Below are 26654 nucleotides of genomic sequence, written 5' to 3' on the forward strand. Positions count from 1 at the left end.
GATCAGGCAGCGGCCTTCTTGATCGCCCGATCGGTGAGCGCGGGATCCAACAACGTCCCGATTACGGCGACCCGGCCCCGTGTCTCACGGCGCGCGAGGATGAGAACGAACTCCTCGGCTGTATCCAATTCGAGATGAGCGAGCGCCGGAGCGCGCCGCAGCGTTTCGCGAGCAACCTCGCCACCATTCGCTTTCGGCTCCGGGCGGCGGGCCTGACGCTCGGCCTGAACGACGCCCTTGAGGCCGCCGGTGAACGATTCGAGATAGGCGCGGAAGCCGTCAATCGGCACCGATTCGCGTCGTCCCCACGACAAGGCTGCAGCAAATTCGGTGAGCCGCGCCTTGTCGTAGTCGGCGCCGAAGACGAGCTTCACCACCGGGGTCATCGGCGCTCTTGCCTGGGCCTTGAGACCGGCATCTTCAAGCAGTTCGCAATAGCCCTCCCGGTCAACCTCCGTCGCGCGTGCAAACGCATAAGCAAGGCCGAGCGCCCGATAGAGCGAGATGCGGCTCCGGCTGGCTGCACTGCGTGCCGCGTCGGCGCTGGCGCGGGCGGCGTCGAGGCGGTCGGCGAGGCCCGCTTGCGGATCGAACTCGGCCTCATTGTCGTTCAGCGGCTCGTCCCGGCCTTCGCTTTCGGGCACGACTTCGGAGAGAAGCAGCGGCTCGGCGTTGGGGCCGTCCGCCCAGACCGGGCTCGATTCGATCGCTGGCACGCCGGCCGCGAGCGCGCGTCCGGCTTCGCGGGCGATGTCGGCAATCACCGCATCGCCGGCGATCTCCTTCCAGTTGATGACACCATAGATGAAGTCGATCGTCTCGCCCGAAGACGAGAAGGGCATCAGGATGCCGCGATACATGGTGTTGCGGCCGCCTTGGGAGACGAATTCGGCCTCGAATCCAATCGGCGCGCGATTGGCGATGATCTGAAGATAATGATCTGTGAGGCGCGACAGCAGCGAGCGCTTGGGAACCTCGCTGATTCGGCGGATGTCGCCGACCAGATCGCACTCCTCGCGAAGCGCCCGGCCGAGCCAGGCTACCCCGGGATCCTCGCCGCCTTCCGAGAAATCGAGCAACACGCTGTGCGGGCCGAAATCGCCGAGCGTTGCGGGATCGAGGTCGTTGATCGACGGATAGGGCCTGCCGTCCAGCAGCGAGACCCAGTAATTGTAGGCGCGCACGTGCATGCGGCGCTCGTCGACACCGATCTCCGGCGGCGCTTCGATCGCGACCTCGTCGTCATGGGACGCGCCATAGTCCGGCTCGTCCTCGAATGCGCGCAGGCTGTCCATCAGCGGTCCCAGAGCCCCTCGTGGCGAAAACTTCAGCCGTGACCATGGACGATGCGTGGTTGAGAATGGGTTAAGTCTGTCACTCGTGCGGGCCGATGCCGCGACTTGCGGCCAAAGGAGAGATGGGGCGCTTGTCATGCGGGTTCCGCGTTGCTAGAGGGCCGGCTCCTTCGGGAGCGCCGCTTTAGCTCAGCTGGTAGAGCACATCATTCGTAATGATGGGGTCAGGTGTTCGAGTCACCTAAGCGGCACCATTTTCAGTCCTTTGCAATCGATCGGCCTCCGACGCGCGAATCAGCGGCGCGGGTGGTGCCTGCTGCCGTCAGCTCCGCAGCGGAGCGTTGCGGACGAGAAGCGCTTTCAGAAACCGGCCTCCCACGGCCAAAGGCGTTGCCGGCGTCAGCCAAATGCGGCGCGCGGGCGTGGCAGGGGCAGTGTCGCTACGCTGCTGCGGTGCGCCGACGGGGATGCTCTCCGCCGGCCTGGCGGCGGGCAGTGTCCCCGGGAGCTGCCGCCGGCGCTGAACCAGGCAATCGTAAAGCTGCACCGTCTGCGCCTCCGGCGCGATCTGCAGGTCTCGCCTGAGCAATGCGGCGAGGCTGCGATATTGCTGGATCGCCAGGGACGCGCGCCCCTGCCGCGCATAGAGACGCATCAGCCCGCGATGGCCAAGCTCGTTATAGGGATCGATCGACAGCAGCCGCAGCGCCGTGGCGGCGCCGCGATTGAGGTCGCCACCCTCGACGAGATCGGCTTCCAGCAGGTCGCAAAGCAGCGTCACGGCGCGGTGGCGCAGCCTGGCCTGCTCGACCGCGAGCCATTCGTGGAATGCCGGTGCATCGCGCAGCACGAACCCTGCCATGAGATCGGTACGGTAGGCGTCGGCGGCCGCGGCGCGTTGGGCGCATCTACCCTCCGCCATCGTCTCGAACCGGTCGGCGTCGATGGCAATATCGCCCGACAGACGCACGCTATGCGCATCCGCTTCGATCAGGGACGGTCCGGCGCCCTCGATCTTCCGGATGGCGCTCAACGCCTGGCGCAGGCTTACGCGCGCCTGGGCCGGTGCCGCGTCTTCCCACAGCAAGGCGGCAAGGACTTCGCGGCGGGCCGTTCGGTTTCTCTGCAGGGCGAGGTAGGTGAGCAAGGCGGCCGCCTTGCGCACCCGGATCACGACCGGTTCCTCCAAGCGCGACAGCTGGAAACCGTCCAGCACGCGCAGATCCCAATGCGAAGATGCGCTCATGATCGAATTTCCCCTGTCGAAAGCGGGTGGCTCCACCCGGATCGGCGTGCGTCTATTCCGCTCCGCCGGCCGCGCACGCGCCCTTCGACACCGGCGATGGAGAGACGATCGGGAACACGCCCGGGACGACGAGGGCCCGCGCCTGCTTTTCGTCGCGCCCGATCCGCTTTCGGTCGAATGCGCGGCGCTGCGGTCGCCGGGAACTGGAATCCGGTGCCGATCGCCGCCATCGGGCGGTTTGCCGCTGCCTTGACGGTGGCGGCCTGCACTTGTTGAACAGTTGCTCGGCCGGAGATGTAGAGAATGCCCGAAACACTGCCCGACGCTGCCGTTTCCGCGTCGGAGAAACACGAGGGCTTCCTCGCGGCTCTTCGCGATCACCTTCGCAATGAAGTGGATAGCGATGTGATCCTCGATCAGACCTCACAGCGGCTGGGCGTGCATTTCGGCGCGAGCCGGGTCGGCTATATGGAGTTCGACGACAGCGCTTCGGAAATGGTCGCCCGCAGCCACTGGACGGACGGAAGCGTGGTCGAGATGGTCGGCCGTTTCTCATTCCCTGCCTTCGGCGCCGCGATCACTACGTCCCATCGCAAGGGCGAGATCTGGATCCAGGAATCGCGCGACAATCCGCGGCTCGACGAGGCCGGCCGCGCCGCCTGCGCCGCGTACGACATCGATGCGGCGATCACGGTTCCGCTGATCAAGAACGACCAGCTCGTCTCGATCCTGTCCGTGCAGCAGAAGGATGCCCGTGCCTGGTCCGATGCCGATGTCGATCTCGTTGCCGAGGTCGCCGAGCGTACCTGGGCGACCCTCGAGCGTGCGAAGGCCGAGGCGGCGCGGCGCGAGAGCGACGCCTTGCTCTCCGCGATCATGACCCATGCGCCGATCGGCATCTATCTGAAGGACGAGAGCGGCCGATATCTCCTCGCCAATCCCGAAGTGGCACGCAGGCTGGGGCGGAGTCCGTCGGAACTGGTCGGCAGGGGTGCGGCGGATCTTTTCGATCCTGCTATGGCAAGGGACATTGCGCGGCTCGACCGCGATGCGCTTGCGGGCGGCAGGCTGAAGGTGGTCGAGCAAAGTCTCGGCGGCGACGAGACCGCTCTCGCCATGCGGTTCCCCGTGCAGATCGATGCGGATGCCCCGTTGCGGCTCGCCGGCTTCGACGTCGACATCACCGCCTTGAAGCGCGCCGAGCGGGAGCTCGAACGGTCGCGTGAAGCGCTTTACCAGTCGGAGAAGCTCAACGCCTTGGGGTCGCTGCTTGCCGGCGTGAGCCACGAGCTCAACAACCCGATCGCGATCATCCTCGCCCAGGCGGAGCTGCTCGAGCTTCAGACGGCAGGCACCGACGCGGCCGGGCGCGCCGGCAAGATTCGACGCGCCGCCGAGCGATCCGCGCGCATCGTCCAAACTTTCCTCGCCATGGCCCGCCAGCGCAGTCCTCAGCATGCGCCGGTCTCGATCAACGACGTGGTCAACGCGGCGCTCGACCTCACCGAATATGGGCTGCGCTCGAACGGCGTGCAGCTGGAACGAAGGCTTGCCTGCGGCCTGCCGCTGCTGATGGCCGACGCGGATCAACTCCATCAGGTCATCGTAAACCTGATCGTCAACGCCCAGCAGGCAATGCAGGGACAATCCGGTCTTCGCGCGCTCTACGTATCGACGGCGCGCGGCGACGATCCCGGCACCGTAAAGGTCGACGTGGCCGATACCGGACCCGGCGTGCCGATCGAGCTCCGCCGCCGAATCTTCGAGCCGTTCTTCACCACCAAGCCCCAGGAAATGGGCACCGGCGTCGGCCTGTCCTTCTCGCAAGGTCTGGTCGAAGCTCATGGCGGGAAGCTGGAAGTGCACGATCATGGCAGCGGGGCGACGTTCCGCATGATCTTGCCGATCGGCGACATCGCAGCCGCGGCCCCGCAGGGCATTGCGCTCACCGCGCGAACGGACGAGGGCTTGACCGCGCTGGTCGTGGACGACGAGGCGGACATCGCCGAAGCGCTCGCCGCCTTGCTCCAGCTGGAAGGCTATCGCTGCGCTGTGGCAGGCGGCGGAATGGAAGCGCAGACGCGATTGCGGTCCGAAAGCTACGATCTGGTGATCAGCGACTTGAGGATGCCGGATCTCGACGGGGCCGCCCTGTTCACGTGGCTGCAGCGCGATCGCCCGGATCTTGCCCGCCGCTTCGCCTTCTCGACAGGTGACACGCTCAGTCCGTCCGCCGTTCGCTTCCTGGCGCGCGCCGGTCGTCCGTTCCTGGAAAAGCCGTTCACGCGGGCCGGTCTGCAGCACTTGCTCGGCGAAATGCTGGCGCTGGAGAGCGCGGCGTGACGCAGAAGCCCCGTGTCGCCATCGTCGACGACGAACCGGATCTCCGGGAATCGGTCGCATCCTATCTGCACGCGCACGGCTTCGACACCGCGGAGGCGGAAAGCGGCGCGGCTCTCGACGCCCTGCTGGCAGCGAACCCCGCGGATGCGATCCTGCTCGACGTCAACATGCCTGGCGAGGATGGATTCAGCATCGCGCGCCGGCTCCGTGCCGTCACGACGGCGCCGATCATCATGCTGACCGCGCGCACGGAGCTCATCGACCGGGTCGTCGGCCTGGAGCTCGGCGCGGACGACTATATCGGCAAGCCTTTCGAGCTGCGTGAGCTTCTGGCGCGGGTCCGGGCGGTGCTTCGACGCGCGCAAACCCCGGCTCCGGGTGGCGACGAAAGCGCACCGGAGCCCGTGTTCGATCAGGAGCTGTGGGTTCAGGATCGCGGTACGATGGTCCGTGTGCCGGTCAGCGACATCGAATTGATCCGCGCCGATCGCGATTATGCGATGCTGCACACGCGACACCGTTCGTACATGCTGCGTACGACCATGGATGCGCTGGAGCGTGCGCTCGACCCTGCCGAGCTGCTGCGCGTCCATCGCTCCGCGTTCGTCCGGCCTGCCGCCGTGCGGACGTTCCGGCGTGCCGCACGGGGCGGCAATATCCTGCTCGAAAACGGCTCGGTCGTGCCGGTCGGCCCGCTTTACCTCGGCACGGTCATGGCCGCGCTCAAGGTTCCGGGCTGACCCGCATGCCGGTGTCGGCACCGACGATGACACAATTGAAACACAATGGCGGGGCGCGCGACGTCTGAGTGCCACATCGGCGCCTTAGCGCTTCACGTCGATGACCGGTGGGGGCCGGCGGGGAGTGAAGATGGGACGTTGCGCCGTTGCGGATGCGCCGGGGATCACGATCCACATGATCGCGCGCCTTCGGGAGCACAAAGGTCTGGCCCCGCGCGGCATCCTCTCGTGCCGCGAAGCCGGCGGAGGCGAGCTGTCGCTGGTCAGCAAGCGCAAGGGGCTCTTCGCTCTGGTGTTCCGCGAAAGAAGCGGCGAGGAACATATGCTTCCGGTTCCCAGCTGGAACGCCGTTCCCGAAGACACGCTGATCCACTTGTCGATCGGCATCGGCGTGCTCGGTCGAAAGCTCGCAATGGTTCGGCTGAACGTGAACGGTCGGACTCTCGTCGAAACGCCGCTCGCCGTGGCGGTCGATCCGCATGCCGGTTGGCGAGAGCGGCTGGGACGCGCGGGCAGCGGACGGGCCGCGGCGGCCGATCTCAACGTCTACGAAGTTCGGCGCATCGACATGTTCCTCGGTTCGCTTTGGGAGCAGCGTCTCCGGAACGTCTATGCGGGGCGGTGGAGCCTGCCCGGTGCAGCGATACGGGGCGAACCTGCGCTTTCATCCGCAATTGCGGGAGCGGCGACCGTCATCGTTCCGCCGGCCTCGAGGGGCGCTTCGGTCGTCGGGTGGGAGACAGTGTCTCCGAATGTCTCTCCCGTCTGGGAGAGTGCGTGACGGGAGCGGTTCAGGTGAAAAGGTTGGAACCCGACCGGACCGGAACACGTTGCCGTCGCACTTAGGTCCATCGTCCGGGCGTGGGGTGTGTTCGTGCGCGTTTCGTATTTCTCTGTTGGCGCTTCGGTGCGGCTTCGTCGGAAGCTCCGCCAATGACCGATCTGAACGGTGCGCGCATCCTCATCGTCGAAGACGAGCTCCTCATCGGAATGATGCTGCAAAGCGCGTTCGAGGAGAATGGAGCGGATGTGCTTTGGACGCAGACCGACCGCGGAGCATATGAAATCCTCGACATCGGTGGCTCTCAGATCGATCTTCTGATCACCGATATCAATCTTCGAGAAGGAACGACCGGCTTCGATGTCGCACGCCATGCGCGTACACGAAACGATCGCATCGCGGTCATCTATCTGAGCGGCGAAGTCGCGTCCGCTGCCACCCCGTTCGCGGTCCAGGACGCGTGCTTCATCTCGAAGCCGGTCACCCAGCGAAAGCTGATCGAAGCGGCCGTACGACTGATCGGTCCGCCCAGCACGATCAATTCTGCTCCCGCCGAGGCGAACTGACGCCGGAAGGCGGGTCTTGCCTCCGACGTGCGGCGCCGCTGTACTCTGGCGCTTGAGAACGCAGGAGCCCGCCGCCCTGCGGCGGCAGATGCGATCGATCATGAGCAGTTGCGGCTAAGCCGAGGAAATAGCGCTCGAACAGCCTGGGCGGCTGATGTCCGGCGGCTGTCGCAATCCGCCAAGCTTTTGCGCCGCGGCGAAATATTTGCGCCGCAACGCCCCGACCTTGCGGTGAGGCGACTATAGTAGGCTGTGAACGGGTGTGACCTCATCCTCTCCAGAAAGACAATGCACGACGAACACCAAGCTCGCCGGGGGCGGGGGATCTTCTCGAGAGGGTAATCGGCCGTCAGGTCATGACCCGCATCGTGAACGAGCGGACCGATCAAGGACGCTCTTGCCAGATACGGAACCTGCACGGGCTGCAGCACCTGCCGCAGCCGCAGGAGACGTGCGCGGCAACCTCCTCCCGCCCGCGGACCGAACTGCGGACTGATCCTCATCTGCCGCAATCCGGCACCGGATCGATCTCGTGGCCCAATTCCAGTCAGGGTAGGATTTCATGCGTAAGTATCTGCTTCTCTTCACCGCAGCGCCGTTCGCGCTCGTCTCCCCGGCCGTTGCCGCGACTGCCGCCTCCGGCCAGCAAACATCCGAAGACTCAGCCGAGACTTCGGTCGAAAAGGCACCCGAAAAGGAAGTGTTCTCGACCGGCGTCGCCAAGGGCCGCGACCGTCTCGACAGCGCCACCTCGACGAGCTCGCTGCGTGCCGGCGAAATCGAGAAATTCGGTGCGCGCTCGCTCGCCGAGATCCTCCGCAACATTCCGGGCATCCGCGCCGAAGCGGTCAACGAGGGCAATTCCAGCTACTCGATCCGCGGCCTGCCGCTCGCGTCCAGCGGCGCCAAGTTCCTGCAATTTCAGGAAGACGGTCTGCCGGTGCTCGAATTCGGCGACATGTCCTATGTCTCCTCCGACCTGTTCCTGCGCGCCGACTTCAATCTCGGTGCGGTTGAAGCCATTCGCGGCGGATCGGCCTCGACCTTCGCGTCCAATTCGCCGGGCGGCCTGATCAACTTCATCTCCAAGACCGGCGACGTCGAAGGCGGCGCGGTTCAGGTGACCAAGGGCCTGGATTACGGCGAGAACCGCGTCGATTTCGATTACGGCTCCAAGATCAGCGACACTCTGCGCTTCCACATCGGCGGCTTCTATCGTTCGGGCGAAGGTCCGCGCGAGGCCGGCTACACGGCGTGGAAGGGCGGCCAGGTCAAATTCAACGTCACCAAGCAGTTCGAAGGCGGTTATGTCCGCTTGTACGCCAAGCTGCTCGACGATCGCACGCCGGCCTATCTGCAGGCGCCGGTGGGGGTGAGCGGCACCGACTCCGATCCGGATTTCAAGAGCCTCGCGAATTTCGACATCAAGAAGGACAGCCTGCTGTCGCGCAACATCACCAACGTGATCGGCCTCGACGGCGACAACACTCTGTATCGCGACGATGCCCGCGACGGCATGCACGCCGTGTCGAAGACGATCGGCCTCGAGACGCAATTCGACGTCGCCGGCTGGTCGATCAGCGAGAAGTTCCGCTATGCCGACAACCGTGCGCAGATCCTTCAGAACTTCCCGGCATCGATTGCGCCTGCCGCCGCCCTTGCGTTCTCGTTGGGCGGCCCGGGTGCACGGCTGAGCTACGCCACCGGGCCGAATGCCGGCCAGGCGATCACCGATCCGGCGTCGATCAACGGCAATGGCCTGCTTTCGCTCTCGCTGCTGCAGAATTTCAAGTTCAACAGCGCCGACAACGTCACCAACGACATCCGCGCGAGCCGCGTCTGGGACATTGCCGGGGGCGATTTCACCACCACCGCCGGCTTCTACAAATCGCGGCAGTCGCTCGACGCCGACTGGCTGTTCGCCTCGATCATCACCGACGTGCGCGGAGACGGGGACGCGGCCTTGATCGACGTCACCAGCGCAAATGGCGTTCGCCAGACCCAGGGTGGCTATTTCGCCTACAGCGCCGTGCCCGTGACGACCGGCTATCGCCGCAAGTACGACGTCGAATATGATGTGTCCGGGCCTTATGCCTCGATCAACTTCCACAAGGGCAAGATCGCGGTCGGCGGCAGCATCCGCTACGACATCGGCAAGGTGAACGGATCGCTGTACGGCTCCGAACTCGGCGCCGGCCGCGTCGGAATCACCGCGTTCGACATCAACCAGAACGGCGTGATCTCGGCCGCCGAAAGCCGCACCGGCATCCTGCCGCTGACCAGCCCGGCACCGGTCGATTACGACTATGACTATGTGAGCTATTCGGCGGGCATCAACTTCCGCATCGCCGAACCGCTGGCGGTGTTCGCGCGCTACAGCCGCGGCGGTCGTGCCGCTGCCGATCGCATTCTGTTCACCTCGGCCGTCAGCCCGGTCGACGGCAGCCTCACCGATCCCAAGAATGCCTATGATGCGGTGAAGCAGTCGGAACTCGGCCTGAAGTTCCGCAAATCGGATTTCACGGTCAACGTCACCGGCTTCCTTGCCGATACGGGCGAGCGCAACCTGCAGATCAACACCGCGGCCAACGGCGCGGTGCAGGTCGAGCGCATCATCCGCAAGTATCAGGCCAAGGGCGTCGAGTTCGAGGGCGGCTACCGCCGCGGTCCGTTCAGCCTGACGGCCGGCGCGACCTATACCGACGCCGAGATCAAGGACGACGAGTTCAACCCGACGGTGATCGGCCACCGGCCGCGGCACCAGGCGAACTTCATCTTCCAGGCGACTCCGCAGGTGTCGACCGACATGTTCACGGTGGGAGCGAACTTCGTCGGCACCACCAGCAGCTACGCGCAGGACAGCAACCAGCTGAAGCTGCCGGGCTACACCCTGGTCAGCGCCTTCCTGCAGTTCCGCCCGACGGAGCGGGTGCAGCTGTCGCTCAACGCCAACAACCTGTTCGACAAGACGGCCTTCGTCGAAGTCACCCAGGCTGCGATCCCGGCGAGCGGCATCGTCACGGCCCGCGCGCTCAACGGCCGCACCATCTCGACGTCGCTTCGGTTCGCCTTCTGATCCGGGCTGGTCGGCCGGCAGGTTCGCGCCGGCCGTCCGCTCCACCGGATCCGGCGTTTCCCAGTCGGGGCCCAGGGCCAGCCGAATAACGAACAACACCCGCCGGTGCTTCGCGTCAGGCGGGTGTCTTCGTTGCCGGCCGCCGGTAATTCTCGAAATCGACCATAAGTAAAAATACCAACGCTCTGATTTACGGATTTCGTCTCTGCTTGTTGTAATGAAAATGACAGTCCTGTGACGGCGGTAAGATTGTACTTCCGCGGCCGGCAGTCGAAAAAAAGGTTCAGGGATAATCCGAATGCGTAAGTTGTTTTTGATGATCAGTGTTGCGCCACTTGCTTTGGCCGCCCCCGCAACGGCGGAGACGGTAGCGGCCGAGGCCGCCGTCCAGTCCGGCGCCGAGGCACCCGCCGAAGCGGACGCCAACAAGGAAGTCTTCTCCACGGGCGTCGCCAAGGGCCGCGATCGCCTCGACAGCGCGACCTCGACGAGTTCGCTGCGCGAGGCCGAGATCGTCAAGATCGGCGCGCGCTCGGTGGCGGACATTCTCCGCAACATCCCCGGCATCCGCGCCGAAGCGGCGACCGGCGAGGGCAATGCCAACATCACCATCCGCGGCTTGCCGCTCGCGTCGAGCGGCGCCAAGTTCCTGCAGCTGCAGGAAGACGGCCTGCCGGTATTCGAATTCGGCGACATCAGCTTCGCCACCGCCGACACCTTCCTGCGTGCCGACCTCAATCTCGCCGCCGTCGAAGCGATCCGCGGCGGCTCCGCCTCCACCTTCGCGTCCAACTCTCCGGGCGGCATCGTCAACTTCATCTCGAAGACCGGCGAAACGGAAGGCGGCAACGTCGAACTGACCGCCGGCCTCGACTACGAGCAATATCGCGTCGACTTCGACTACGGCGCCAAGCTGAGCGACACGGTGCGGTTCCACATCGGCGGCTTCTACCGCCAGGGCGAGGGCGTGCGTCGCACCGGCTTCAACACCACCGAGGGCGGTCAGGTCAAATTCAACATCACCAAGGAATTCGACGGCGGCCACATCCGCCTTTACGCCAAGTATCTCAACGATCGTTCACCGAGCTATGATGCCGTGCCGCTCGCGGTGACCGGGACCAATTCCGATCCCGAGTACAAGAACGTTCCGGGTTTCGACGCGCGCCACGACACGCTCTATTCGCGCAATTACCAGGATTACCTGACGCTCGACGGCAACAACAATGTCCGCAACGCCGACATGCGCCAGCATGCGGTCGCCAAGACGATCGGTCTCGAAGCCAAGTTCGAGCTGGCCGGCTGGGATGTGACGGAGCGCTTCCGCTTCGCCGACATGTCCGGTCAATATGTCGGTATCGCTTATACCGGCTTCATGCCCGCGGCGGTGCTGCCGATGGCGTTCGGCGGGCCCGGTGCGACTGCCCGTTTCGCCAACGGCGCGAACGTCGGCCAATCGATCGGCAACCCGACGACGCTCAACGGCAACGGCCTCGCCGCCCTGCTTATGATCGCCAACACCGACCTCAACAGCGTCAACAACGTCACCAACGACATCCGCGCGAGCCGCGTTTGGGAACTCGGTAGCGGCGACCTCACCACCACTGCCGGCTTCTACAGCTCGCACCAGACGATCGACACCGACTGGCTGTGGTCGACGGTGTTCTCGGACATCAACGGCAATGGCGATTCGCACCTGCTCGACATCGTCACCGCCTCGGGCGCCAAGATCACCCAGGACGGCGTGTTCCAATATGGCGGCCTGGGCGGAGGTCTGCGCCGCAGCTACGATCTCGGCTACACCACCAATGCGCCGTTCGGATCGGTCAACTACCATATCGGCAAGGTGGCCATCGGCGGCAGCCTTCGGTACGATTTCGGCAGTGCCAAGGGTTCGGTCCAGGGCTCGGAGCTCGGTGGCGGCCGCGTCGGCCTCGCCCCGCGTGACATGAACGGCGACGGCGTCATTTCGATCGCCGAGCAGCAGGTGTCCGTGCTTCCGCTCTCGACGCCGGCTCCGCTCGATTACGACTATAACTATCTGTCTTACTCGGCCGGCATCAACTTCCGCATCGCGGAGCCGCTCGCAGTGTTCGCACGCTACAGCAAGGGCGGCCGCGCCAATGCCGATCGGCTGCTGTTCAGTCCGGTGATCGGAACCGACGGCGACATCCTGTTCCCGCAGCTGGCGGTCGACAGCGTCAAGCAGGCCGAAGCCGGCGTGAAGTACCGGAAGGGCGGCCTGACCCTGAACGTGACCGGTTTCTGGGCCAAGGCCGCGGAGACCAACATCGACACCACCAACGGTCAGCCGATCGTCCGCGATTACAAGGCCATGGGTGCCGAGTTCGAAGGCGCTTTCCGCAAGGGACCGTTCAGCCTGACCGCCGGTGCAACCTACACCGATGCCGAGATCATCTCGGACTTCGTCAATCCGGCGATCGAGGGCAATGTCCCGCATCACCAGGCGAAGCTGATCTTCCAGGCGACTCCGCAATATACCACCGATCGGTTCAGCATCGGCGCGGTGTTCATCGGGACGACCGGAAGCTACGCGACGGATGAAAACCTGCTGAAGGTGCCGGGCTTCGTCACCACCAACGCCTTCGTGCAATTCCGTCCCACCGATCGCGTGACGCTCTCGGTCAACGCCAGCAACCTGTTCGACACGCTCGCCATCACGGCGATCGATGATCCGACGCTGCCGGCGGGCGGCGTGGCGCGTGGCCACGTGCTCACCGGTCGCACGGTGTCGACCTCGGTGCGGTTTTCCTTCTGAACCAGATAAGGCGGCCGGACGCACTTTCGGGCTCCGGCCGCCCATTTTCCCTGTCCGAATCTCGTCCCGATACGTCGCCATTGATATTGTCGATGCGGGGCGAAATTCGAAGAGGCCCGGTAGAGCGAGAGATTATTCGGCAGATCGCGAAATGGAGCGATCCCGCCGCTCTATAATGGACCTGATGTTTCCAGGAGCGGGCGGTCGCAAGATCACCTCGCTTCTCCTTCTGAGTTGAACCGGGCGTCGCGTGCCGTCCCGGCGGTGCGCGCACCCGAACCTTCCAGTTCGGGCTCCAAATCGAAAGTTGCTATGATGTTTAAATCCATGAAGATCCCGAGGAAGCTTGGCCTCTCCTTCCTCATGATCTGCGCCTCGGCGGCGATCGTCATGATCGTGTTCTTCGTGAACATCACGATGATCAGCACGTCGACAGATCGGAACAATCTCAGCCAGTCGATCCATGCCAAGGCATTGGCGCTCGAGACCTCGATTCTGCGTCAGAACAGCCAGTTCCGCGGCTTCCTGGTGACCGGGGACGCGACCTACCTGAAATCCTATGACGAGGGCCGGGACGAATATGACCGCACCTCGACCGAGCTCGAGGCGCTGCTCACCGAGCCGGCCCAGAAGGACGCTCTGCTCAAATCGCGCGAGGAAACGCTGGCGTGGCGCAAGCAATGGGGCGATCGCCTCATTGCCGCGGTGAAATCCGGCCAGCGCGAGTCCGCGCAGGCGGAAGTGCGTGCCGCCGGCAAGGCGGTGCTGACCAGCGCTGCCGTGCTGCCGCTGCGCGACATCCGCGAGGCACAGGTCAAGTTGATCGACGAGAATTCGGCGCGCCAGGAATCGGCCATCAGCACGGCCAGGATCGTCCTCGTCCTCGGCGCGATCGCGCTGATCGGAATCGCGATCATGCTTGCGATGATGCTGACCCGGATGATCGCTCGCCCGGTGACCCGTCTAACCGGAACGATGGCTGATCTCGCCGCTGGCAAGAACGACATCGCCGTGCCGGACACCGATCGCGCCGACGAACTGGGCGACATGGCCAAGGCCGTCCTCGTCTTCCGTGACGCTGCCGTTGCGCAGGAAAAGGCGACTGCCGAAAAGGTTCGGTCCGAAGCTGCGCAGCAGCAGGTCGTCTCCGATCTCGCCGCCGCGCTCGGCAAGATGTCGGCGGGCGATCTCACTGTTACCCTGAAGAACTTCCCCGGCGAATATCGCAAGCTGGAGGAAGACTTCAACGCGGCGCTCGGCGCTCTGCGCGAAACGATGGGCTCGATCGCGCTCGCCACCGGCAACATCCATGGCGGCTCGGGCGAAATCAGCCAGGCGTCGGACGATCTGTCGCGCCGCACCGAGCAGCAGGCCGCCTCCCTCGAGGAGACCGCCGCGGCGATGACGCAGATCACCGCCACGGTGCAGAACAGCGCGGCCGGAGCCGGCGAAGCGAACAAGCTGGTTCGTGCCACCCAGGCGGACGCGAAGGAGAGCAGCAAGGTCGTCGGCGATGCCGTTGCCGCAATGGCCGAGATCGAGAAGAGCAGCCAAGAGATCACCAAGATCATCGAAGTGATCGACAAGATCGCCTTCCAGACCAACCTGCTCGCGCTCAACGCATCGGTGGAAGCGGCGCATGCCGGCGAAGCGGGACGCGCTTTCGCGGTGGTCGCCAACGAGGTTCGAGCACTCGCCCAGCGCTCGGCCGATGCCGCGCAGGAAATCGGAACTCTGATCTCGAACAGCTCCAAGCAGGTCGAAGGCGGCGTCAGTCTCGTCGGCGAAGCCGGCAAGGCGCTCACCCGGATCATCGGTTCGGTCGACGAGGTCTCCGGGCTTGTCAGCCAGATCGCGATGGCGGCCGACCAGCAGAGCTCCGCGCTCGCCCAGGTCAACACCGCGATCACCGAGATGGACAAGGTCACGCAGCAGAATGCGGCGATGGTCGAGGAAAGCAACGCCGCCGCGCGCAGCCTGTCCGACGAGGCCACCGGCCTTGCCAGTCTGGTGGGACGCTTCAACACCGGTGCCGATGCCGGACGCGCCTCGCGCACGGCACCCGCCCGCACGCTGCGATCGGTGGGCGCGCGCTAAGCGCAGGTCGGACGATTGGCAGACATGCCACGGCAGGGCTCGCAGCGGTGAAACTTCGCTGTGAGCCCTCGACGTGCGGAGCGCACCTGACGGCCGGAGCGATCGTTCGCCACCCGGATCATGGCGCGATCAACGTGATTATTGCCGCAGCAGGAGCGTGTCCGCGCTGTCGGCGAGGAACATCGACATGAATATGATGGCGAAAATCGTCGAGCAGAGCGAGCTCTGCCGTCAGGCGCGGATTGCGCGTGAGCTCGGCTCGCCCTTCGTCGCTGCGGTTCTGGAGGCTGGCGACCGCCAGTTGCGGAAGGCGCCGAGAACCGCCGATCTCTTCGCCAATTGGCCGAGCGATCCGTCGGCCGCGGCATTGGCGATGCGGTTCAACGGGGCTCTGCACGCCCTCGCCAGACGGGGCATGCCGCCCGCGCTGAAGGCGCTGTATCGCCGGGAGCATGACGATTATGATGGCGCGATCGGGGCTGCGCTCGCTGCCGAGGACGCGTTCATCGCGGATTGGATGGGCCACCCGCCCCAGACCAACGAGGTTGGGCGGGCAGCGGCGATCGGTGCCGCCCTGATGGTCGCGCGGCGCAAGTTCGGCCTGCCGTTCGAGCTGTTCGAGCTCGGCTCGAGCTGCGGCCTCAATCTCAATCTCGCACGCTACGCCTACGATCTCGGCGGGATGTCTGCCGGGAGCCTGGATTCGCCCGTTCGCATCGCGCCGGATTGGCGTGGATCCCGCCCCGCTTCCGCGCCGATCGACGTCGTCGCAGCGCGCGGCGTGGATCTGAAGCCGCTCGATGCCGGCGACGAGAAGACCCGAGAGCGTCTGCTCTCGTTCGTCTGGGCTGACCAGCCCAAGCGCGCGCGGCGGCTGCAATATGCCCTGGCGCTGGCGCGGCGCTTTCCGCCGCAGATCGACCGGGCAGATGCCGCGTCCTGGCTCACCGAGCGCCTGGACTCGCCGCAGCAGGCGGGTCTGTGCCGCGTCGTCTTCCACTCGATGGTGCTCCAATATCTGACTGAGGAAGATCGGCTCACCGTGGTCGACGGCATCGCTCGAGCCGGCGCCCGCGCGACCCTCGATCGCCCGCTCGCATGGATCGGATTCGAATGGACATCGCAACGCAGCGAGGTCCGGCTGTCGCTCACCTGCTGGCCGACGGGCGAGACCAAGGTACTGGCGCTCTGCCATCCTTATGGTGAGTGGATCGACTGGCGGGGCTGACGCTCCACGCCTCCAGACGTTCATCGATCCAGCCATGCGCCCTCCTGAGCGCCTTCGTAGCGATCGGCGTCGGCAGGCGGATGAAGCCGTGGGGCGATTCCGGGACGACGTGAACCTCTGCCGGTGCGGCGTCCCCCCACCGTTGCGCCATCGCCACGGTGTCGTCGAGCAACGGATCGCGGTCGCCGACGAAAAGCAGGGCTGGAGGCATCCCGGCGAGCTCCCCGTAGAGCGGTGACAAGGAGGGATGGCGGCGCTCGGAATCGTGCATAGCCGGGGTGAGCATGCGCATCGCGTCCAGCATGCCGGGACCATCGAGAATCAAGGTGTCGCGCCCGGCATTGCGGACGCTTGCCGTCCCGGCAAGATCGTAGACCCCGTAGTAAAGCAGCGCACCGGCGATTCGATCGAGAGAACGGCCTGAAGCCCTCAGCCGCTGCAGGGTCGCCGCCGCCAAGTGCGCACCGGCTGATTCGCCGACGAGGATGATCGGCAATCCGGCAAACAGCTCGCTCTCGCCAAGCAGCCAGACCGCCGCTTCGAAGCAGTCGTCGAGCAGGCCCCGCAGCGGTGCCTTCGTGGCCAGCCGATAGTCGACGGAAACGACCGCGACATCGCAGGCGGCGATCAAGCCGGCGTTGAGCCGATCATCAAGGATCGCATTGCCGATCGCCCAACCGCCGCCGTGGATATCCAGGACCACGCCTCGAACGGGCTTCGCGGGCTGCAGCAGGCGTAGGCTGACGGGGCGGGTACCGGAACCGACCCTCAGCGTGCTCGGAACGATCCCTTTCCGGCGGATGCGCCAATCGGCGCCGACTTGGCTGACCCGAAGCAGGCTTTGGTAGAGCAGGGGATCGAAGCGATTGCGGATCTTGAACCGCGGAGCTCGCGCAAGCATTCGATTGACGCGGCGTGCCGCTTCTTCATCCGCCGCGGTGATGTCGAGCGACATGGGCGGATCCAGACATGGGTGCATCGAAGCGAAGCGGGCCGGAAGATGCCGGCTGAGACGCCGCTCGGGTCATCCGCAGGCAGGACAAAGCGGCTAGGCACGATAAAACGGGTAGGCACGACAAAGCACGATCCGATCCAGGGATCGAACCGTGCCGTGCCATGTCAGCGTGGACGCCTTCGTCCAAAGGCCGAAGGCTCCAAGGCTTACGGCGTGACCGGGGTACCCGGGTTCAGGGGACCGTCGTCACCGAAAATTTCGTCCTCGAGGAGGATGAGCGCCAGCAGCGCGGCGAAGAAAACGCCGGCCAGGACCATCCCGCCACCGCCGAGCAGATTGCTGCCCTCATCGGCAGAGACGGTCTCGACTGCGGGAGCAGGCGCCGCGCTTTGCGCGAGGGTTGCGGTCGGCGCCAGGACCAGGGCGCTGGCCACGATGGCAGACAGGTATCTCGACTTCATTCAATTTCTCCCCTTGGTGAGCGGCTCTCGGTAGCGCGGTCACCAGTGAAGCTCAACGACGTTTATTGATTTTGGGTCCATCGCCCCATCATTTTTAGGTTTCGGTTCACCGCAGGATCCATCCATTTCGGTGCCATGTTGTGCAGGCAAGACGATTCTTGTGTCGGAATCACCCTGTGCGTTCCGTCGCCGAAGTCTCTGCGCGGGCATGGACAGAGCTCGTCTGCCCATGCGCTGTTCTTATCAAATGGTGCTCGCCAGGTTGGTTGCCCGAGCGTCCCGAAGGGGTCGATGTTGCCAGAGAGAGGGGCAGGGTCATGCGTTGCCCGGGGCCTTGCGCTGCCGCGCGACGGCGACGGCCCGTGCCAGTTCGGATTGCCGAAAGGGTTTGGCAAGGCGGGGCAGATCGGGCGCGATGTCCGCAACGTCCGAATAGCCGGAGACGATCAGGATCGGCATGTCGGGGAAGATGTCTGCAACGCTGCGCGCCAGTTCGGTACCTGTCGTGATCGGCATAAGGTGATCGGTGATCAGGATATCCACGCCGGACCGATGATCCAGGATCTGCCGCGCCTCGTCCGCCGACGCCGCTTCGATGACCGCGTAACCGAGATCCGCCAGCATGGCGGCAATGTTGGAGCGGACCAAGGCTTCGTCGTCGACGAGAAGGGCAAGACCCTCCGGCGCGGCATCGGGATCGACTCCGCGCTCATTCGTACCGGGATCGGCAGGCTCCGCAGCGCGGAGCGGCGCGACCGGCAGGCTCAGCCGGATCACGGTGCCGCGTCCGACCTCGCTGTCGATGTCCATGGTTCCCCCCAACTGGGCAACGAGACCGTGTACCATCGACAGGCCCAGCCCGGTCCCCCGGCCGCTACCCTTCGTCGAAAAGAACGGCTCGATCGCACGCTCAAGGATCGATTGCGGCATGCCGGCCCCGGTATCGGTCACGCTTATCACCACGTTCCCCGCCGCGCCGCCGCTTTCCGCCGTGAACGTTTCGTGGCTGATCCTGACCTCGAACTGGCCGCCATCGGGCATCGCATCGCGGGCGTTGACTGCGAGATTGAGCAACGCGAGCTCAAGCTGATTGGGATCGGCAAGGGCCGCGGGAACGTCGTGCTCGGCCTCGATCCGGAGCGCGATCTGCGGCCCTATCGTGCTTTCCAGCAAAGATCGAAGGCCATGGACGAGCACCGCCACATCGACGGCGCCCGGCTGCAACGGCTGGCGCCTTGCGAAGGCAAGCAGCCTCTGTACCAGGATCCGTGCCCGTTCGGCGGCCTCCAGCGCGCCGCCGACCAGCCGCTCCGCGCGGGGATCGGGCAGGCCGCGCTTTTGCAGGAGATCGAGGGTGCCGAGGATCGGCGACAGCAGATTGTTGAAATCGTGGGCGAGACCGCCGGTGATCTGGCCGATCGATTCCATCTTTTGACTTTGCCGAAGCGCATCCTCGGCCTTGCGCAGCGCTTCCGCGCGCTCGCGCTCGGCGGTGACGTCACGGGCGATGCTGTAGATCCGGCCAGGTTCGGCCACGGCCGTCCACTGCAACCAGCGATAGCTGCCGTCGCGCGTGCGGAAGCGGTTGACGAACTCCGTAACGTCGCCGCCCTCGCTCAGGCGCTGACGCAAGTCCTTGGTTGCGGCGCGATCATCAGGATGTTCCATCCATTCCGACGTGCGGCCGACCAGCTCTTCCTCGGGCCAGCCGAGCAGGGCGGTCCAGGCCGGGCTGGCGGCGAGCCAAATCCCGCGATCGTCGGAGATGACGAACGGATCCGGGGAAAGTGCCCATAGCCGGTCGCGTTCCGCGGTGCGTTCCTCCACCCGTTCCTGCAGGACTTCGCTAAGGCGCACCAGATTCTCTTCGGCACGGACCCGGTCGGTGATGTCGAGATTGGCGCCGGTGTAGCGAACCGCCCGTTCCGAGCCCGCTTTGCCTTCGAAGGTAGCGCGGCCGTGCGCCCGGACCCAGCGCAATTCGCCGCTCGAATGCTGCACTCGAAACTCGAAGGGGCGCGTGTCGCGAAGCGCAGGGTCCATTGCATCCCGCAGGCGCCCGGCAATCCGCTCCCGATCATCCGGATGAACGCGCGCGAGCATCGCCTCCGTTGTGTAGGATGCGCGCGGATCGAGGCCGAGGATCGATCGCGCGCGCGGCATCAGAAGCAGCGCCCCGCTCGCCGGATCCAGGTCCCACACGCCGACTTCGGCGGCCTCCGTGGCGATCGCCAATCGTTCCTGGCTCTCCCGCAGGGCGCGGTCCGCCTCACGCTCGGCCGTGACGTCGCGGACGATGCCGACGGCGCGTGCATAGCGGCCCCGATCGTCGTGAAGCGCCCGTCCTTTGGCCGAGATCCAGCGTACCGACGTGTCTGGATGGACCACGCGATACTCGCTGGTCGATGCGCCATCGCTCCGCCGGGCGAGCTCCAGCCGGTGCTGGTAGGCCGACAGATCGTCCGGATGGACCACGGCGAGGACCTGCGCCAGTTTGAGCGGACCGGAATGGGCCGAGAGCCCGTGCATGCTCTTGTAGGATTCGGAGACGTGGCCCTCGTCGTTGGGAACGTCCCAATCGAACGATCCGATGCCGCCGATATCCTGCGCCAAAGCGAAGCGCTCGTCGCTGAGCGCGCGGGCCTCGATGGCGTCTTCGAGCGCCACGCCGACCTCGTCGATCTCCAGGATCCCGCTGGCGCGGAAACCCGGGGCGTGGCCGCTCCTGATCCGGCCCGCGGCATCGGAAAGAGTGCCGACGGCCCCGGAGATACGCCGCGCCGCGTAGATGCCGAACGCGCCGGCGAGCAGGAGGAGCGCAAGCGCGGTAAGCGATCCGTAGGCGAGCGCCCGGGCCGTGCCCGCGCCGATCGTGCTTCGAGGAACCCCGACCACGAAGGTCCAGCCGGACATCGGCGATCGGCTGAACGCGGCGAGAGTGGGCACCCCGTTGAGCGATTTGCTTTCAAGGACGCCCTCGGACCTGGTCCGCATCGCCTCCACCAGGTTGCGGGTCCCCGGCGTGCCGACATATTTCTCGGGTTCGACATTGCGCCAGATGACGATGCCGCGCCGGTCGAGCACGCTGTTGTAGGTGCCCGCAGCAACACGTTGGGGACCGATCACCGACCGCAGCTGCTCGGGGCGCAGCATAGCCGAGACGTGATAAAGAACGCGTCCGTTCCGGAGATACGGCACGTCGACGCAGATCAGGTTCGGCTCCAGCCGGCCGCGCACGAGATCGCAGATCCGGCTTCGGCCATATTCCAGGCCGGACCAGATCGCCGGCGCAGGCCCACCCTGCGGAAGGGGCGTGCCGAGCGGCAAACGGGTGTTGACAAATTGGCGCCCGGATCGATCGCCAACGACGATCCACGCGTTTCGGTCGCCGATCAGCGCGCGTGCCTGGGCGTCGAAGGCGCGCCAGTCGTCCCTGGCGATGCTGTCCGATTTGCTGAGCGCGAACAAGGTCGCTTCGTAGCGCTTGAGCTCGCCGTCGACCGCGAGCGACAAGGCTCGCGTCGTGTCCAGCAGCTGGCGCTCCGCCTGCGCTCGGCCGAAGCGATCGGTCTGGTAGAGCAACGCCGCGGCAGCAGCGCAGACCAGCAGAGCCAGGAACATCGCGACCGAAACGAGATACTGACGCAGCGACTTCATCCGATGGACGTCTCCAACCCAGTCAGGGCCGCTGCCTGTTGACACGAAAACGCCGCTGCGGGAAGCTGTTCGACAGCGGCGGAACCAAGGACGGGCCGGCGCATTGGCGCGCCGTCATATCCTCCCATCCTCATCGAGGTTCTGCTTGGCCGATCGACCCCTTTCCGCTGTTCCCAAGATCGGCATCCTCACCTTCCATCGCTGCATCAATTACGGCTCCTACTGGCAGGCGCGCGCGCTCGTGGAAGGTCTGCGAGCCCGGGGCCACGATGCCGTGCTGCTCGATCATCATTGCGAACAGGTCAATCGCGTGGAGTGGCGCTGCGCGTTTCAGCCGCTTCTGCCGGAGCGCTCGGCGCGCAGCGATTTCCCGCTGTACAAGAAGAAGGCGCGAAAGATCATCGATGCGGTCGACCGGCTGCCGCGCTCCCGCCGATTCTCGTTACACGCACCGGACGCGATGGAGCGTTACGATCTCGTCGTCGTCGGCAGCGACGAAGTCTGGAACATGCGTCACCCCTGGTATGGCGGAAAGCCGATCTTCTACGGTGCCGGCATTCAGGCCAAGCGCCTCGCATCCTATGCGGCGAGCTTCGGCAACCACGATGCGTCGGACGGGCTGGACGCGGCCTGGGCCGACAAGCTGCGCCGCTTCTCGGCGATCTCGGTGCGCGACGACAATTCGCGTGCGCTGCTGCGCGACGCGCTCGGCGTCGAGCCCGATCTGGTGCTCGATCCCTGCCTGCAATTCCCGCCGGTCGTACCCGAAACAGAGCAGGAAACGGAGCGCCCCTATGTGGCGCTCTACGGCCACAATTTCCCCCAATGGTATGGTGAAGCGGTGCGTGCCTGGGCCGATTCCAGGGGGTATCGGATCGTCAGCATCGGCTACCGAAGCGCTTATGCCGACGAACAGGCGATCGACGCCGGGCCCGAGGACTTTTCGCGGCTGATCGGCCGCGCCGCCGCAGTCGCCACCAACTTTTTCCACGGCTGCGTCTTTGCTCTGCTTCACGACCGCCCGTTCGCCGCCGTCTCGTCCGCTTACCGATCGAACAAGGTTCGCGATCTGATGCGGACCGTCGGGGCAGAGCCGCATCTCACCATGGATCCGGAAGACGCGCCGCGCATCGGCGACCTGCTCGGCACGCCGCTCGATCCCGCCATCGGCCGGCGGATCGTCGGGCTGCGACAGCAATCCGACGCCTATCTTGCGCATGCGCTCGCCTGACGCACGGCCGCTCGCGCCGCGCGACATCGTATCCTCGGGCCTTTGCATCGGCTGCGGCGCCTGCGTTGCGGGGGCCACGTCGTCGGGCGCGACGATGGCATGGGACCGCTACGGCCAGCTGAAGCCTACCGGGCCCGACGCCTGGTACGCACGGCGCAGCACCACGTTCGCGCGCCTGTGCCCCTTCTCGCCCGATGCCCGGGACGAAGACCGGATTGCCGGCGAACTATACCCGGACGCGCGGGTCGTCGACGCACGCATCGGTCGTTTCGAGCAGGCCTATGTCGGCGCCGTCGCGGAAGCCGATTTTCGCGCGGCCGGCAGTTCGGGCGGGATGGTGACATGGGTCGCCGCCGAGCTTCTCCGTCGCGGCCTCGTCGACGGCGTCGCCCACGTCGCGCCGGCCACGGACCCCGATTCCGAAGGACGCTTCTTCGGCTATCGCATCTCGCGGAGCGACGCGGACGTCCGCGCCGGAGCCAAGTCGCGTTACTATCCGATCGAACTGTCGCAGGTTCTGGACGAAATCCGGGCGGTGCCGGGGCGCTATGCGGTGGTCGGCATTCCGTGCTTCATAAAGAGCGTGAACCTGCTCCGCGCCGAGGACCCGGTGCTGCAGGATCGCATCGCCTACACCCTCGGCCTCTATTGCGGCCACATGAAGAGTGCCCGCTTCGTCGAGAGCTTTGCGTGGCAATTGGACGTGCCGCGAGACGAGGTGAAGGCGGTCGAATACCGGATGAAGAATGCCGACCGTCCGGCCAATTGGTACACCGCCCACCTGACGCTGAAGGACGGACGGCAGGTCTGGCAGGATTGGTGGCATCTCGTCGACGGCGATTGGGGCGCAGGCTACTTCCAGAATTCGGCGTGCAATTTCTGCGACGACGTTGTCGCCGAGACGGCGGACATCTCGTTCGGCGACGCCTGGGTCGAACCCTATTCGTCGGACGGGCGCGGCACCAATGTCGTCGTGGTCCGCTCGGCCGAGTTGCAGGCGATCGTCGAAGAGGCCTTGGTCGCTGGGCGCTTGGAACTCAAGGCCGTCGACGCCGACTTCATCGTCGGCACGCAGGCCGCCGGCTTTCGCCAGCGCCGCGAGGGCCTCGCCTGGCGGCTGGCGCATCGCCGCCGCGGCATCCAGCCGCGCAAGCGAGTCGCTGCGGCCACCACGGGTCTGCCCCGCCGCCGCAAGCTCATCTACTGGATGCGCGCGCGGATCAGCGCCTGGAGCCACCGCATATTCTTCCTCGCCCGCGAGATCGAGCGGCCGTCGCTCTACATTGGGTGGGGCCGCGCGACGCTCGCGCTCTATCAGGGCCTGACCTATTCGCGCGGGCGGATCGGCGCGGCAATCGACCGCATCGAGCGGACGTTTGCATCGGGACCGGAGCGCTGAGGCGTCTTGATACGGCTCCATTTACCGCTCCTTGACAATTTCGCCGGTTAACTCGCCTCTGGAGGGGCGGGATGGCGAAACGCTTCGAAATGGTGATAGGCGCGGCGCTGCTTGCAGCAGGCGCAGCCGCATCGGCGCAGGATCCGTCCTTCGCGGCGGTCGAGAAGGGCGACTGGCCGGTTGAGGCGGTTCTCGGGCCTGAGGGCCAGGCCGCGATTGCCGGGCTGAACGCTTTTTCGCTCGATTTCTACAAGGCTTCGGCGGCGGGTGACGGCAATCTCTTTCTCTCGCCGGCGAGCGTCTCGACCGCGATCGGCCTCGCATATCGAGGGGCTGCCGGAGCGACCGCGGACGAGATACGCAAGGTCCTCCATTACCCCCTGCCGCCGGCGGCGTTCGCAGCCGTGAACGGCGAAGTGCTGCGGACGATGAGAATCGATGCGCCCGGCCGCACATTGTCCGTCGCGAACCGGCTGTGGATCCAAAACGGGCTGCGGCTATCGGCTGGATATGTCGAAGAGATGGAGCGCCATTATTCCGCCGGCCTCGGGCGGGTCGACTTCGAAGCCGACGCCGAAGCTGCGAGGGCGGAGATCAACCAGTGGGTCGAGCAGCAGACTGCTGACCGAATCCGTGACCTGATCCCGCAAGGATCGGTTTCGAAAAGCACGAAGGCCGTGTTGGTCAACACCATCTACCTCAAGGCGCAATGGGCCTCGCAGTTCAGCAAGGCCGATACGAGAGAGGGCCCGTTCACGCTGGCCGACGGCGCGATTCGTCAGGCGCCGCTGATGCGCCAGCGCGCAATCTTCCAAACCACCTCGTGCGAAGGTGCGCAGCTTGCCTCGCTCCCGTTCCAGCCCGGGGAGCTCGAGATGCTGGTGCTTCTACCATCGTCCCCGGCAGGGCTGCCCCATGTCGAGAAGCGGCTTGGCTCGGACACATTGGCGGCCTGTCTGGTCAAACTCGGTGAGGCATCTCCGCGCGACACCATTTTGACTCTCCCTAAGTTCCGGATCGAATGGAAAGGAGAACTGAACCCGGTGCTCACATCGCTCGGGCTCAAAGTGGCCTTGTCCGACGCCGCGGATTTTTCCGCCATGAAAGTGGTCGACACGAACAGCGCCGATCCAACGATCATCCGGTGAAGCTTGGGCCCATCATCCACCAGACCTTTCTGGACGTCGATGAATTTGGATCCGAAGCTGCGGCCGCCACCGCAGTGGTCCAAGTGATCGTGACCGGGACGAGCCGCAGGCCGCCACCGCCACCGCCGGTGGTCTTTCGCGCCGATCATCCGTTCCTGCTGCTTGTGCGCGATGTCCGCACCGGCGCGATCCTGTTCATCGGACGCTACGCCGGGCCTCCACCCGTATGAGCGGGTCTCAGATCCGTCTCTGCCCGTCCGCGAAGACCTGACGCCAGCTCAGGATGGAGACGCTCTTGCGGAGACCGGTCGGCCAGAAGGGATCGGCCTCGACCAGCGCCTGAACGGTCTCGCGATCCGGTGCGTCGACGATCCAGAGACCGCCGGCCCCCGCGTCGGCGATCTCGTCGCGGAGAGGTCCCGCGCTACGGATGGTGTCGCCATTACGCTCCAAGAATTGCAAATGCTCCTCCATCAGCCGTGCGCGCGCATCGGCGAAAGCGGGATCGTCCTCCAGCAGCACGACGTACATCTTTGTCTCCATCTTCATTCCGCCGGGTTGTACGCGCGAGCCGCCCCGCGCGCAAAAAACAGGTTTATCCGGGTGCGCGCCGTGTTAGGATGCTAGCACACCACGTGGGGATATTCCGATGGGCATGTTCGATTTCCTTTCGAAGCAATTCGTCGACGTCATCGATTGGGTCGAGCAGCCCGGCGATCTCGGCATCCGCTATCCGATGCAGGACCGGGAGATCCAGAACGGCGCGCAGCTGACGGTGCGGGAAGGGCAGGTTGCGGCCTTCGTCAATGAGGGCCAGGTCGCCGACATCTTCGGGCCCGGCCTTCACACGCTCGACACCGCCAACCTGCCGGTGCTCACCGCCCTCATGAATTGGGACAAGGCCTTCCGGTCGCCGTTCAAGTCCGATGTCTATTTCTTCTCGCAGAAAGAACAGATCAACCAGAAGTGGGGCACCTCGCAGCCGGTCACGGTGCGCGACAAGGAGTTCGGGCCGCTTCGAATCCGCGCCTTCGGCACCTATTCCTTCCGGATCGAGGACGTCAGTGCGTTCGCGGTGCGGCTGATGGGCACGCTCGAGCGGCTGCGCGTCGAGGATGTCGAGCCTCAGCTTCGCGCCGCCGTTGCCACCGCGATCGCCACCGGGCTCGGCGGCGGCGAGATCGCGTTCCTCGATCTTGCCGCCAATCAGACCAAGCTCTCGGAAGCGATCAAGACCGCAGTGGCGCCGGTCTTCGCGCAATGGGGTCTCGGCGTGCACAGCTTCTTCGTCGAGAGCCTGTCGCTTCCCGAGGAGGTGCAGAAGCATCTCGACAAGGGCAGCTCGATGCGGGTGCTCGGCGATCTCGATCGATACGCCAAGTTCCAGACCGCCGAGGCGATCGGCACCGCGGCGGCCCAGCCCGGCGGGATTGCGGGCCTCGGCGCCGGTGCCGCCGCCGGGGTGGCCATCGGTCAGGCGATGGCAAGCGGGCTTGGCGGCGCCGCCGCGCCGCAGACCGGCGGCGGTCACCAGGGCGAGGATCCGTTCGCGCTGATCGAGCGGCTGCACAAATTGCTCACCATCGGTGCCATCAGCCAGGAAGAGTTCGACACCAAGAAAGCCGAGCTGATGGGGCGCATCCGCTAAGGCGGCC

Annotated in this window: 20 protein-coding genes and 1 tRNA gene; 14 read left to right on the forward strand and 7 right to left on the reverse strand. The window is 65.5% G+C overall.

The genetic code is table 11. From position 1 onward, the window contains the following. Positions 1-2 precede the first annotated feature (2 nt). Positions 3-1295, reverse strand: coding sequence for a PAS domain-containing protein (locus C7I55_RS16560; protein WP_106514121.1), 1293 nt, complete (start codon positions 1293-1295; stop codon positions 3-5). Between the two features lie 178 nt (positions 1296-1473). On the opposite strand from C7I55_RS16560, the gene C7I55_RS16565 reads away from it, so the two are divergent. Next, positions 1474-1549: transfer RNA gene (locus C7I55_RS16565), tRNA-Thr, on the forward strand. Between the two features lie 68 nt (positions 1550-1617). Here the strand turns inward: C7I55_RS16565 and C7I55_RS16570 are convergent. Further along, positions 1618-2541 (reverse strand): AfsR/SARP family transcriptional regulator, encoded by a 924-nt coding sequence (locus C7I55_RS16570; protein WP_106514122.1) that lies wholly within the window; start codon positions 2539-2541, stop codon positions 1618-1620. A 303-nt stretch (positions 2542-2844) separates the two neighbouring features. Between C7I55_RS16570 and C7I55_RS16580 the strand changes: the two genes are divergently transcribed. From C7I55_RS16580 to C7I55_RS16605, 6 genes are all read left to right on the forward strand, one after another. After that, the gene (locus C7I55_RS16580) at positions 2845-4884 is read left to right on the forward strand and encodes a hybrid sensor histidine kinase/response regulator (RefSeq protein WP_106514124.1); all 2040 of its coding nucleotides are present in this window, start codon (positions 2845-2847) and stop codon (positions 4882-4884) included. Further along, entirely contained in the window at positions 4881-5624 is a 744-nt protein-coding gene (locus C7I55_RS16585; RefSeq protein ID WP_106514125.1) for a LytR/AlgR family response regulator transcription factor, read from the forward strand. The genes C7I55_RS16580 and C7I55_RS16585 overlap by 4 nt, the downstream gene beginning before the upstream one ends. A 130-nt stretch (positions 5625-5754) precedes the next feature. Then, positions 5755-6405 (forward strand): hypothetical protein, encoded by a 651-nt coding sequence (locus C7I55_RS16590; protein ID WP_106514126.1) that lies wholly within the window; start codon positions 5755-5757, stop codon positions 6403-6405. Between the two features lie 152 nt (positions 6406-6557). Next, on the forward strand, positions 6558-6971 hold the full coding sequence (locus C7I55_RS16595; RefSeq protein WP_106514127.1) for a response regulator: 414 nt from the start codon (positions 6558-6560) through the stop codon (positions 6969-6971). 562 nt (positions 6972-7533) lie between these two features. Further along, the gene (locus tag C7I55_RS16600; protein WP_106514128.1) at positions 7534-10047 is read left to right on the forward strand and encodes a TonB-dependent receptor domain-containing protein; all 2514 of its coding nucleotides are present in this window, start codon (positions 7534-7536) and stop codon (positions 10045-10047) included. Between the two features lie 298 nt (positions 10048-10345). Then, a complete protein-coding gene (locus C7I55_RS16605) occupies positions 10346-12823 on the forward strand; it encodes a TonB-dependent receptor domain-containing protein (protein WP_106514129.1) in 2478 nt (825 codons plus the stop codon). A gap of 212 nt (positions 12824-13035) precedes the next feature. Here C7I55_RS16605 and C7I55_RS28535 read toward each other — a convergent pair whose 3' ends face one another. Next, a complete protein-coding gene (locus C7I55_RS28535; protein WP_199192883.1) occupies positions 13036-13215 on the reverse strand; it encodes a hypothetical protein in 180 nt (59 codons plus the stop codon). On the opposite strand from C7I55_RS28535, the gene C7I55_RS16610 reads away from it, so the two are divergent. Continuing rightward, on the forward strand, positions 13214-14920 hold the full coding sequence (locus C7I55_RS16610) for a methyl-accepting chemotaxis protein (protein WP_233222255.1): 1707 nt from the start codon (positions 13214-13216) through the stop codon (positions 14918-14920). The two genes, C7I55_RS28535 and C7I55_RS16610, sit on opposite strands and share 2 nt — an antisense overlap. Before the next feature lie 187 nt (positions 14921-15107). Further along, positions 15108-16148 carry a DUF2332 domain-containing protein gene (locus C7I55_RS16615; RefSeq protein WP_106514130.1) on the forward strand — a complete coding sequence of 347 codons (1041 nt, stop codon included), beginning with the start codon at positions 15108-15110 and terminating at the stop codon, positions 16146-16148. Here C7I55_RS16615 and C7I55_RS16620 read toward each other — a convergent pair. From C7I55_RS16620 to C7I55_RS16630, 3 genes are all read right to left on the reverse strand, one after another. After that, the gene (locus C7I55_RS16620; protein WP_106514131.1) at positions 16069-17103 is read right to left on the reverse strand and encodes an alpha/beta hydrolase; all 1035 of its coding nucleotides are present in this window, start codon (positions 17101-17103) and stop codon (positions 16069-16071) included. The genes C7I55_RS16615 and C7I55_RS16620 overlap by 80 nt on opposite strands. A 206-nt stretch (positions 17104-17309) precedes the next feature. After that, on the reverse strand, positions 17310-17564 hold the full coding sequence (locus tag C7I55_RS16625; RefSeq protein ID WP_106514132.1) for a hypothetical protein: 255 nt from the start codon (positions 17562-17564) through the stop codon (positions 17310-17312). Between the two features lie 315 nt (positions 17565-17879). Continuing rightward, positions 17880-21221 carry a PAS domain-containing protein gene (locus C7I55_RS16630; protein WP_106514133.1) on the reverse strand — a complete coding sequence of 1114 codons (3342 nt, stop codon included), beginning with the start codon at positions 21219-21221 and terminating at the stop codon, positions 17880-17882. Positions 21222-21366: 145 nt separating this feature from the next. Here C7I55_RS16630 and C7I55_RS16635 point away from each other — a divergent pair, with 145 nt between their 5' ends. The 4 genes from C7I55_RS16635 (at position 21367) to C7I55_RS29270 (ending at position 25229) form a co-directional block, all read left to right on the forward strand. Further along, positions 21367-22452: a polysaccharide pyruvyl transferase family protein gene (locus tag C7I55_RS16635; protein ID WP_106514134.1), complete on the forward strand. Its 1086-nt coding sequence runs from the start codon at positions 21367-21369 to the stop codon at positions 22450-22452. A 94-nt stretch (positions 22453-22546) separates the two neighbouring features. Continuing rightward, positions 22547-23851: a Coenzyme F420 hydrogenase/dehydrogenase, beta subunit C-terminal domain gene (locus C7I55_RS16640; protein WP_233222256.1), complete on the forward strand. Its 1305-nt coding sequence runs from the start codon at positions 22547-22549 to the stop codon at positions 23849-23851. A gap of 71 nt (positions 23852-23922) precedes the next feature. Continuing rightward, entirely contained in the window at positions 23923-24999 is a 1077-nt protein-coding gene (locus C7I55_RS16645) for a serpin family protein (RefSeq protein WP_106514136.1), read from the forward strand. Continuing rightward, positions 24996-25229 (forward strand): serpin family protein, encoded by a 234-nt coding sequence (locus C7I55_RS29270; RefSeq protein WP_158266458.1) that lies wholly within the window; start codon positions 24996-24998, stop codon positions 25227-25229. Before C7I55_RS16645 ends, C7I55_RS29270 begins: the two co-directional genes overlap by 4 nt. Positions 25230-25236: 7 nt before the next feature. Here C7I55_RS29270 and C7I55_RS16655 read toward each other — a convergent pair whose 3' ends face one another. Further along, positions 25237-25542 (reverse strand): YciI family protein, encoded by a 306-nt coding sequence (locus C7I55_RS16655; protein WP_199192855.1) that lies wholly within the window; start codon positions 25540-25542, stop codon positions 25237-25239. Positions 25543-25648: 106 nt separating this feature from the next. Between C7I55_RS16655 and C7I55_RS16660 the strand changes: the two genes are divergently transcribed. Next, positions 25649-26647: an SPFH domain-containing protein gene (locus C7I55_RS16660; RefSeq protein ID WP_106514139.1), complete on the forward strand. Its 999-nt coding sequence runs from the start codon at positions 25649-25651 to the stop codon at positions 26645-26647. Positions 26648-26654 lie beyond the last annotated feature (7 nt).

It is taken from the genome of Allosphingosinicella deserti, from assembly GCF_003012735.1.
In the GTDB taxonomy this organism is placed as follows: Bacteria; Pseudomonadota; Alphaproteobacteria; order Sphingomonadales; family Sphingomonadaceae; genus Allosphingosinicella; species Allosphingosinicella deserti.

What these genes read in the sequence shown, in the direction of transcription:
- C7I55_RS16610 (WP_233222255.1), top strand. Translation starts at nt 13,214, where the DNA reads ATGATCGTGTTCTTCGTGAACATCACGATGATCAGCACGTCGACAGAT.
- C7I55_RS16625 (WP_106514132.1), bottom strand. Translation starts at nt 17,564, where the DNA reads ATGAAGTCGAGATACCTGTCTGCCATCGTGGCCAGCGCCCTGGTCCTG.
- C7I55_RS16600 (WP_106514128.1), top strand. Translation starts at nt 7,534, where the DNA reads ATGCGTAAGTATCTGCTTCTCTTCACCGCAGCGCCGTTCGCGCTCGTC.
- C7I55_RS16590 (WP_106514126.1), top strand. Translation starts at nt 5,755, where the DNA reads ATGGGACGTTGCGCCGTTGCGGATGCGCCGGGGATCACGATCCACATG.
- C7I55_RS16645 (WP_106514136.1), top strand. Translation starts at nt 23,923, where the DNA reads ATGGCGAAACGCTTCGAAATGGTGATAGGCGCGGCGCTGCTTGCAGCA.
- C7I55_RS16580 (WP_106514124.1), top strand. Translation starts at nt 2,845, where the DNA reads ATGCCCGAAACACTGCCCGACGCTGCCGTTTCCGCGTCGGAGAAACAC.
- C7I55_RS16570 (WP_106514122.1), bottom strand. Translation starts at nt 2,541, where the DNA reads ATGAGCGCATCTTCGCATTGGGATCTGCGCGTGCTGGACGGTTTCCAG.
- C7I55_RS16660 (WP_106514139.1), top strand. Translation starts at nt 25,649, where the DNA reads ATGGGCATGTTCGATTTCCTTTCGAAGCAATTCGTCGACGTCATCGAT.
- C7I55_RS16640 (WP_233222256.1), top strand. Translation starts at nt 22,547, where the DNA reads ATGGCATGGGACCGCTACGGCCAGCTGAAGCCTACCGGGCCCGACGCC.
- C7I55_RS16615 (WP_106514130.1), top strand. Translation starts at nt 15,108, where the DNA reads ATGAATATGATGGCGAAAATCGTCGAGCAGAGCGAGCTCTGCCGTCAG.
- C7I55_RS16630 (WP_106514133.1), bottom strand. Translation starts at nt 21,221, where the DNA reads ATGAAGTCGCTGCGTCAGTATCTCGTTTCGGTCGCGATGTTCCTGGCT.
- C7I55_RS16595 (WP_106514127.1), top strand. Translation starts at nt 6,558, where the DNA reads ATGACCGATCTGAACGGTGCGCGCATCCTCATCGTCGAAGACGAGCTC.
- C7I55_RS28535 (WP_199192883.1), bottom strand. Translation starts at nt 13,215, where the DNA reads ATGACGATCGCCGCCGAGGCGCAGATCATGAGGAAGGAGAGGCCAAGC.
- C7I55_RS16655 (WP_199192855.1), bottom strand. Translation starts at nt 25,542, where the DNA reads ATGGAGACAAAGATGTACGTCGTGCTGCTGGAGGACGATCCCGCTTTC.
- C7I55_RS16605 (WP_106514129.1), top strand. Translation starts at nt 10,346, where the DNA reads ATGCGTAAGTTGTTTTTGATGATCAGTGTTGCGCCACTTGCTTTGGCC.
- C7I55_RS16560 (WP_106514121.1), bottom strand. Translation starts at nt 1,295, where the DNA reads ATGGACAGCCTGCGCGCATTCGAGGACGAGCCGGACTATGGCGCGTCC.
- C7I55_RS16620 (WP_106514131.1), bottom strand. Translation starts at nt 17,103, where the DNA reads ATGTCGCTCGACATCACCGCGGCGGATGAAGAAGCGGCACGCCGCGTC.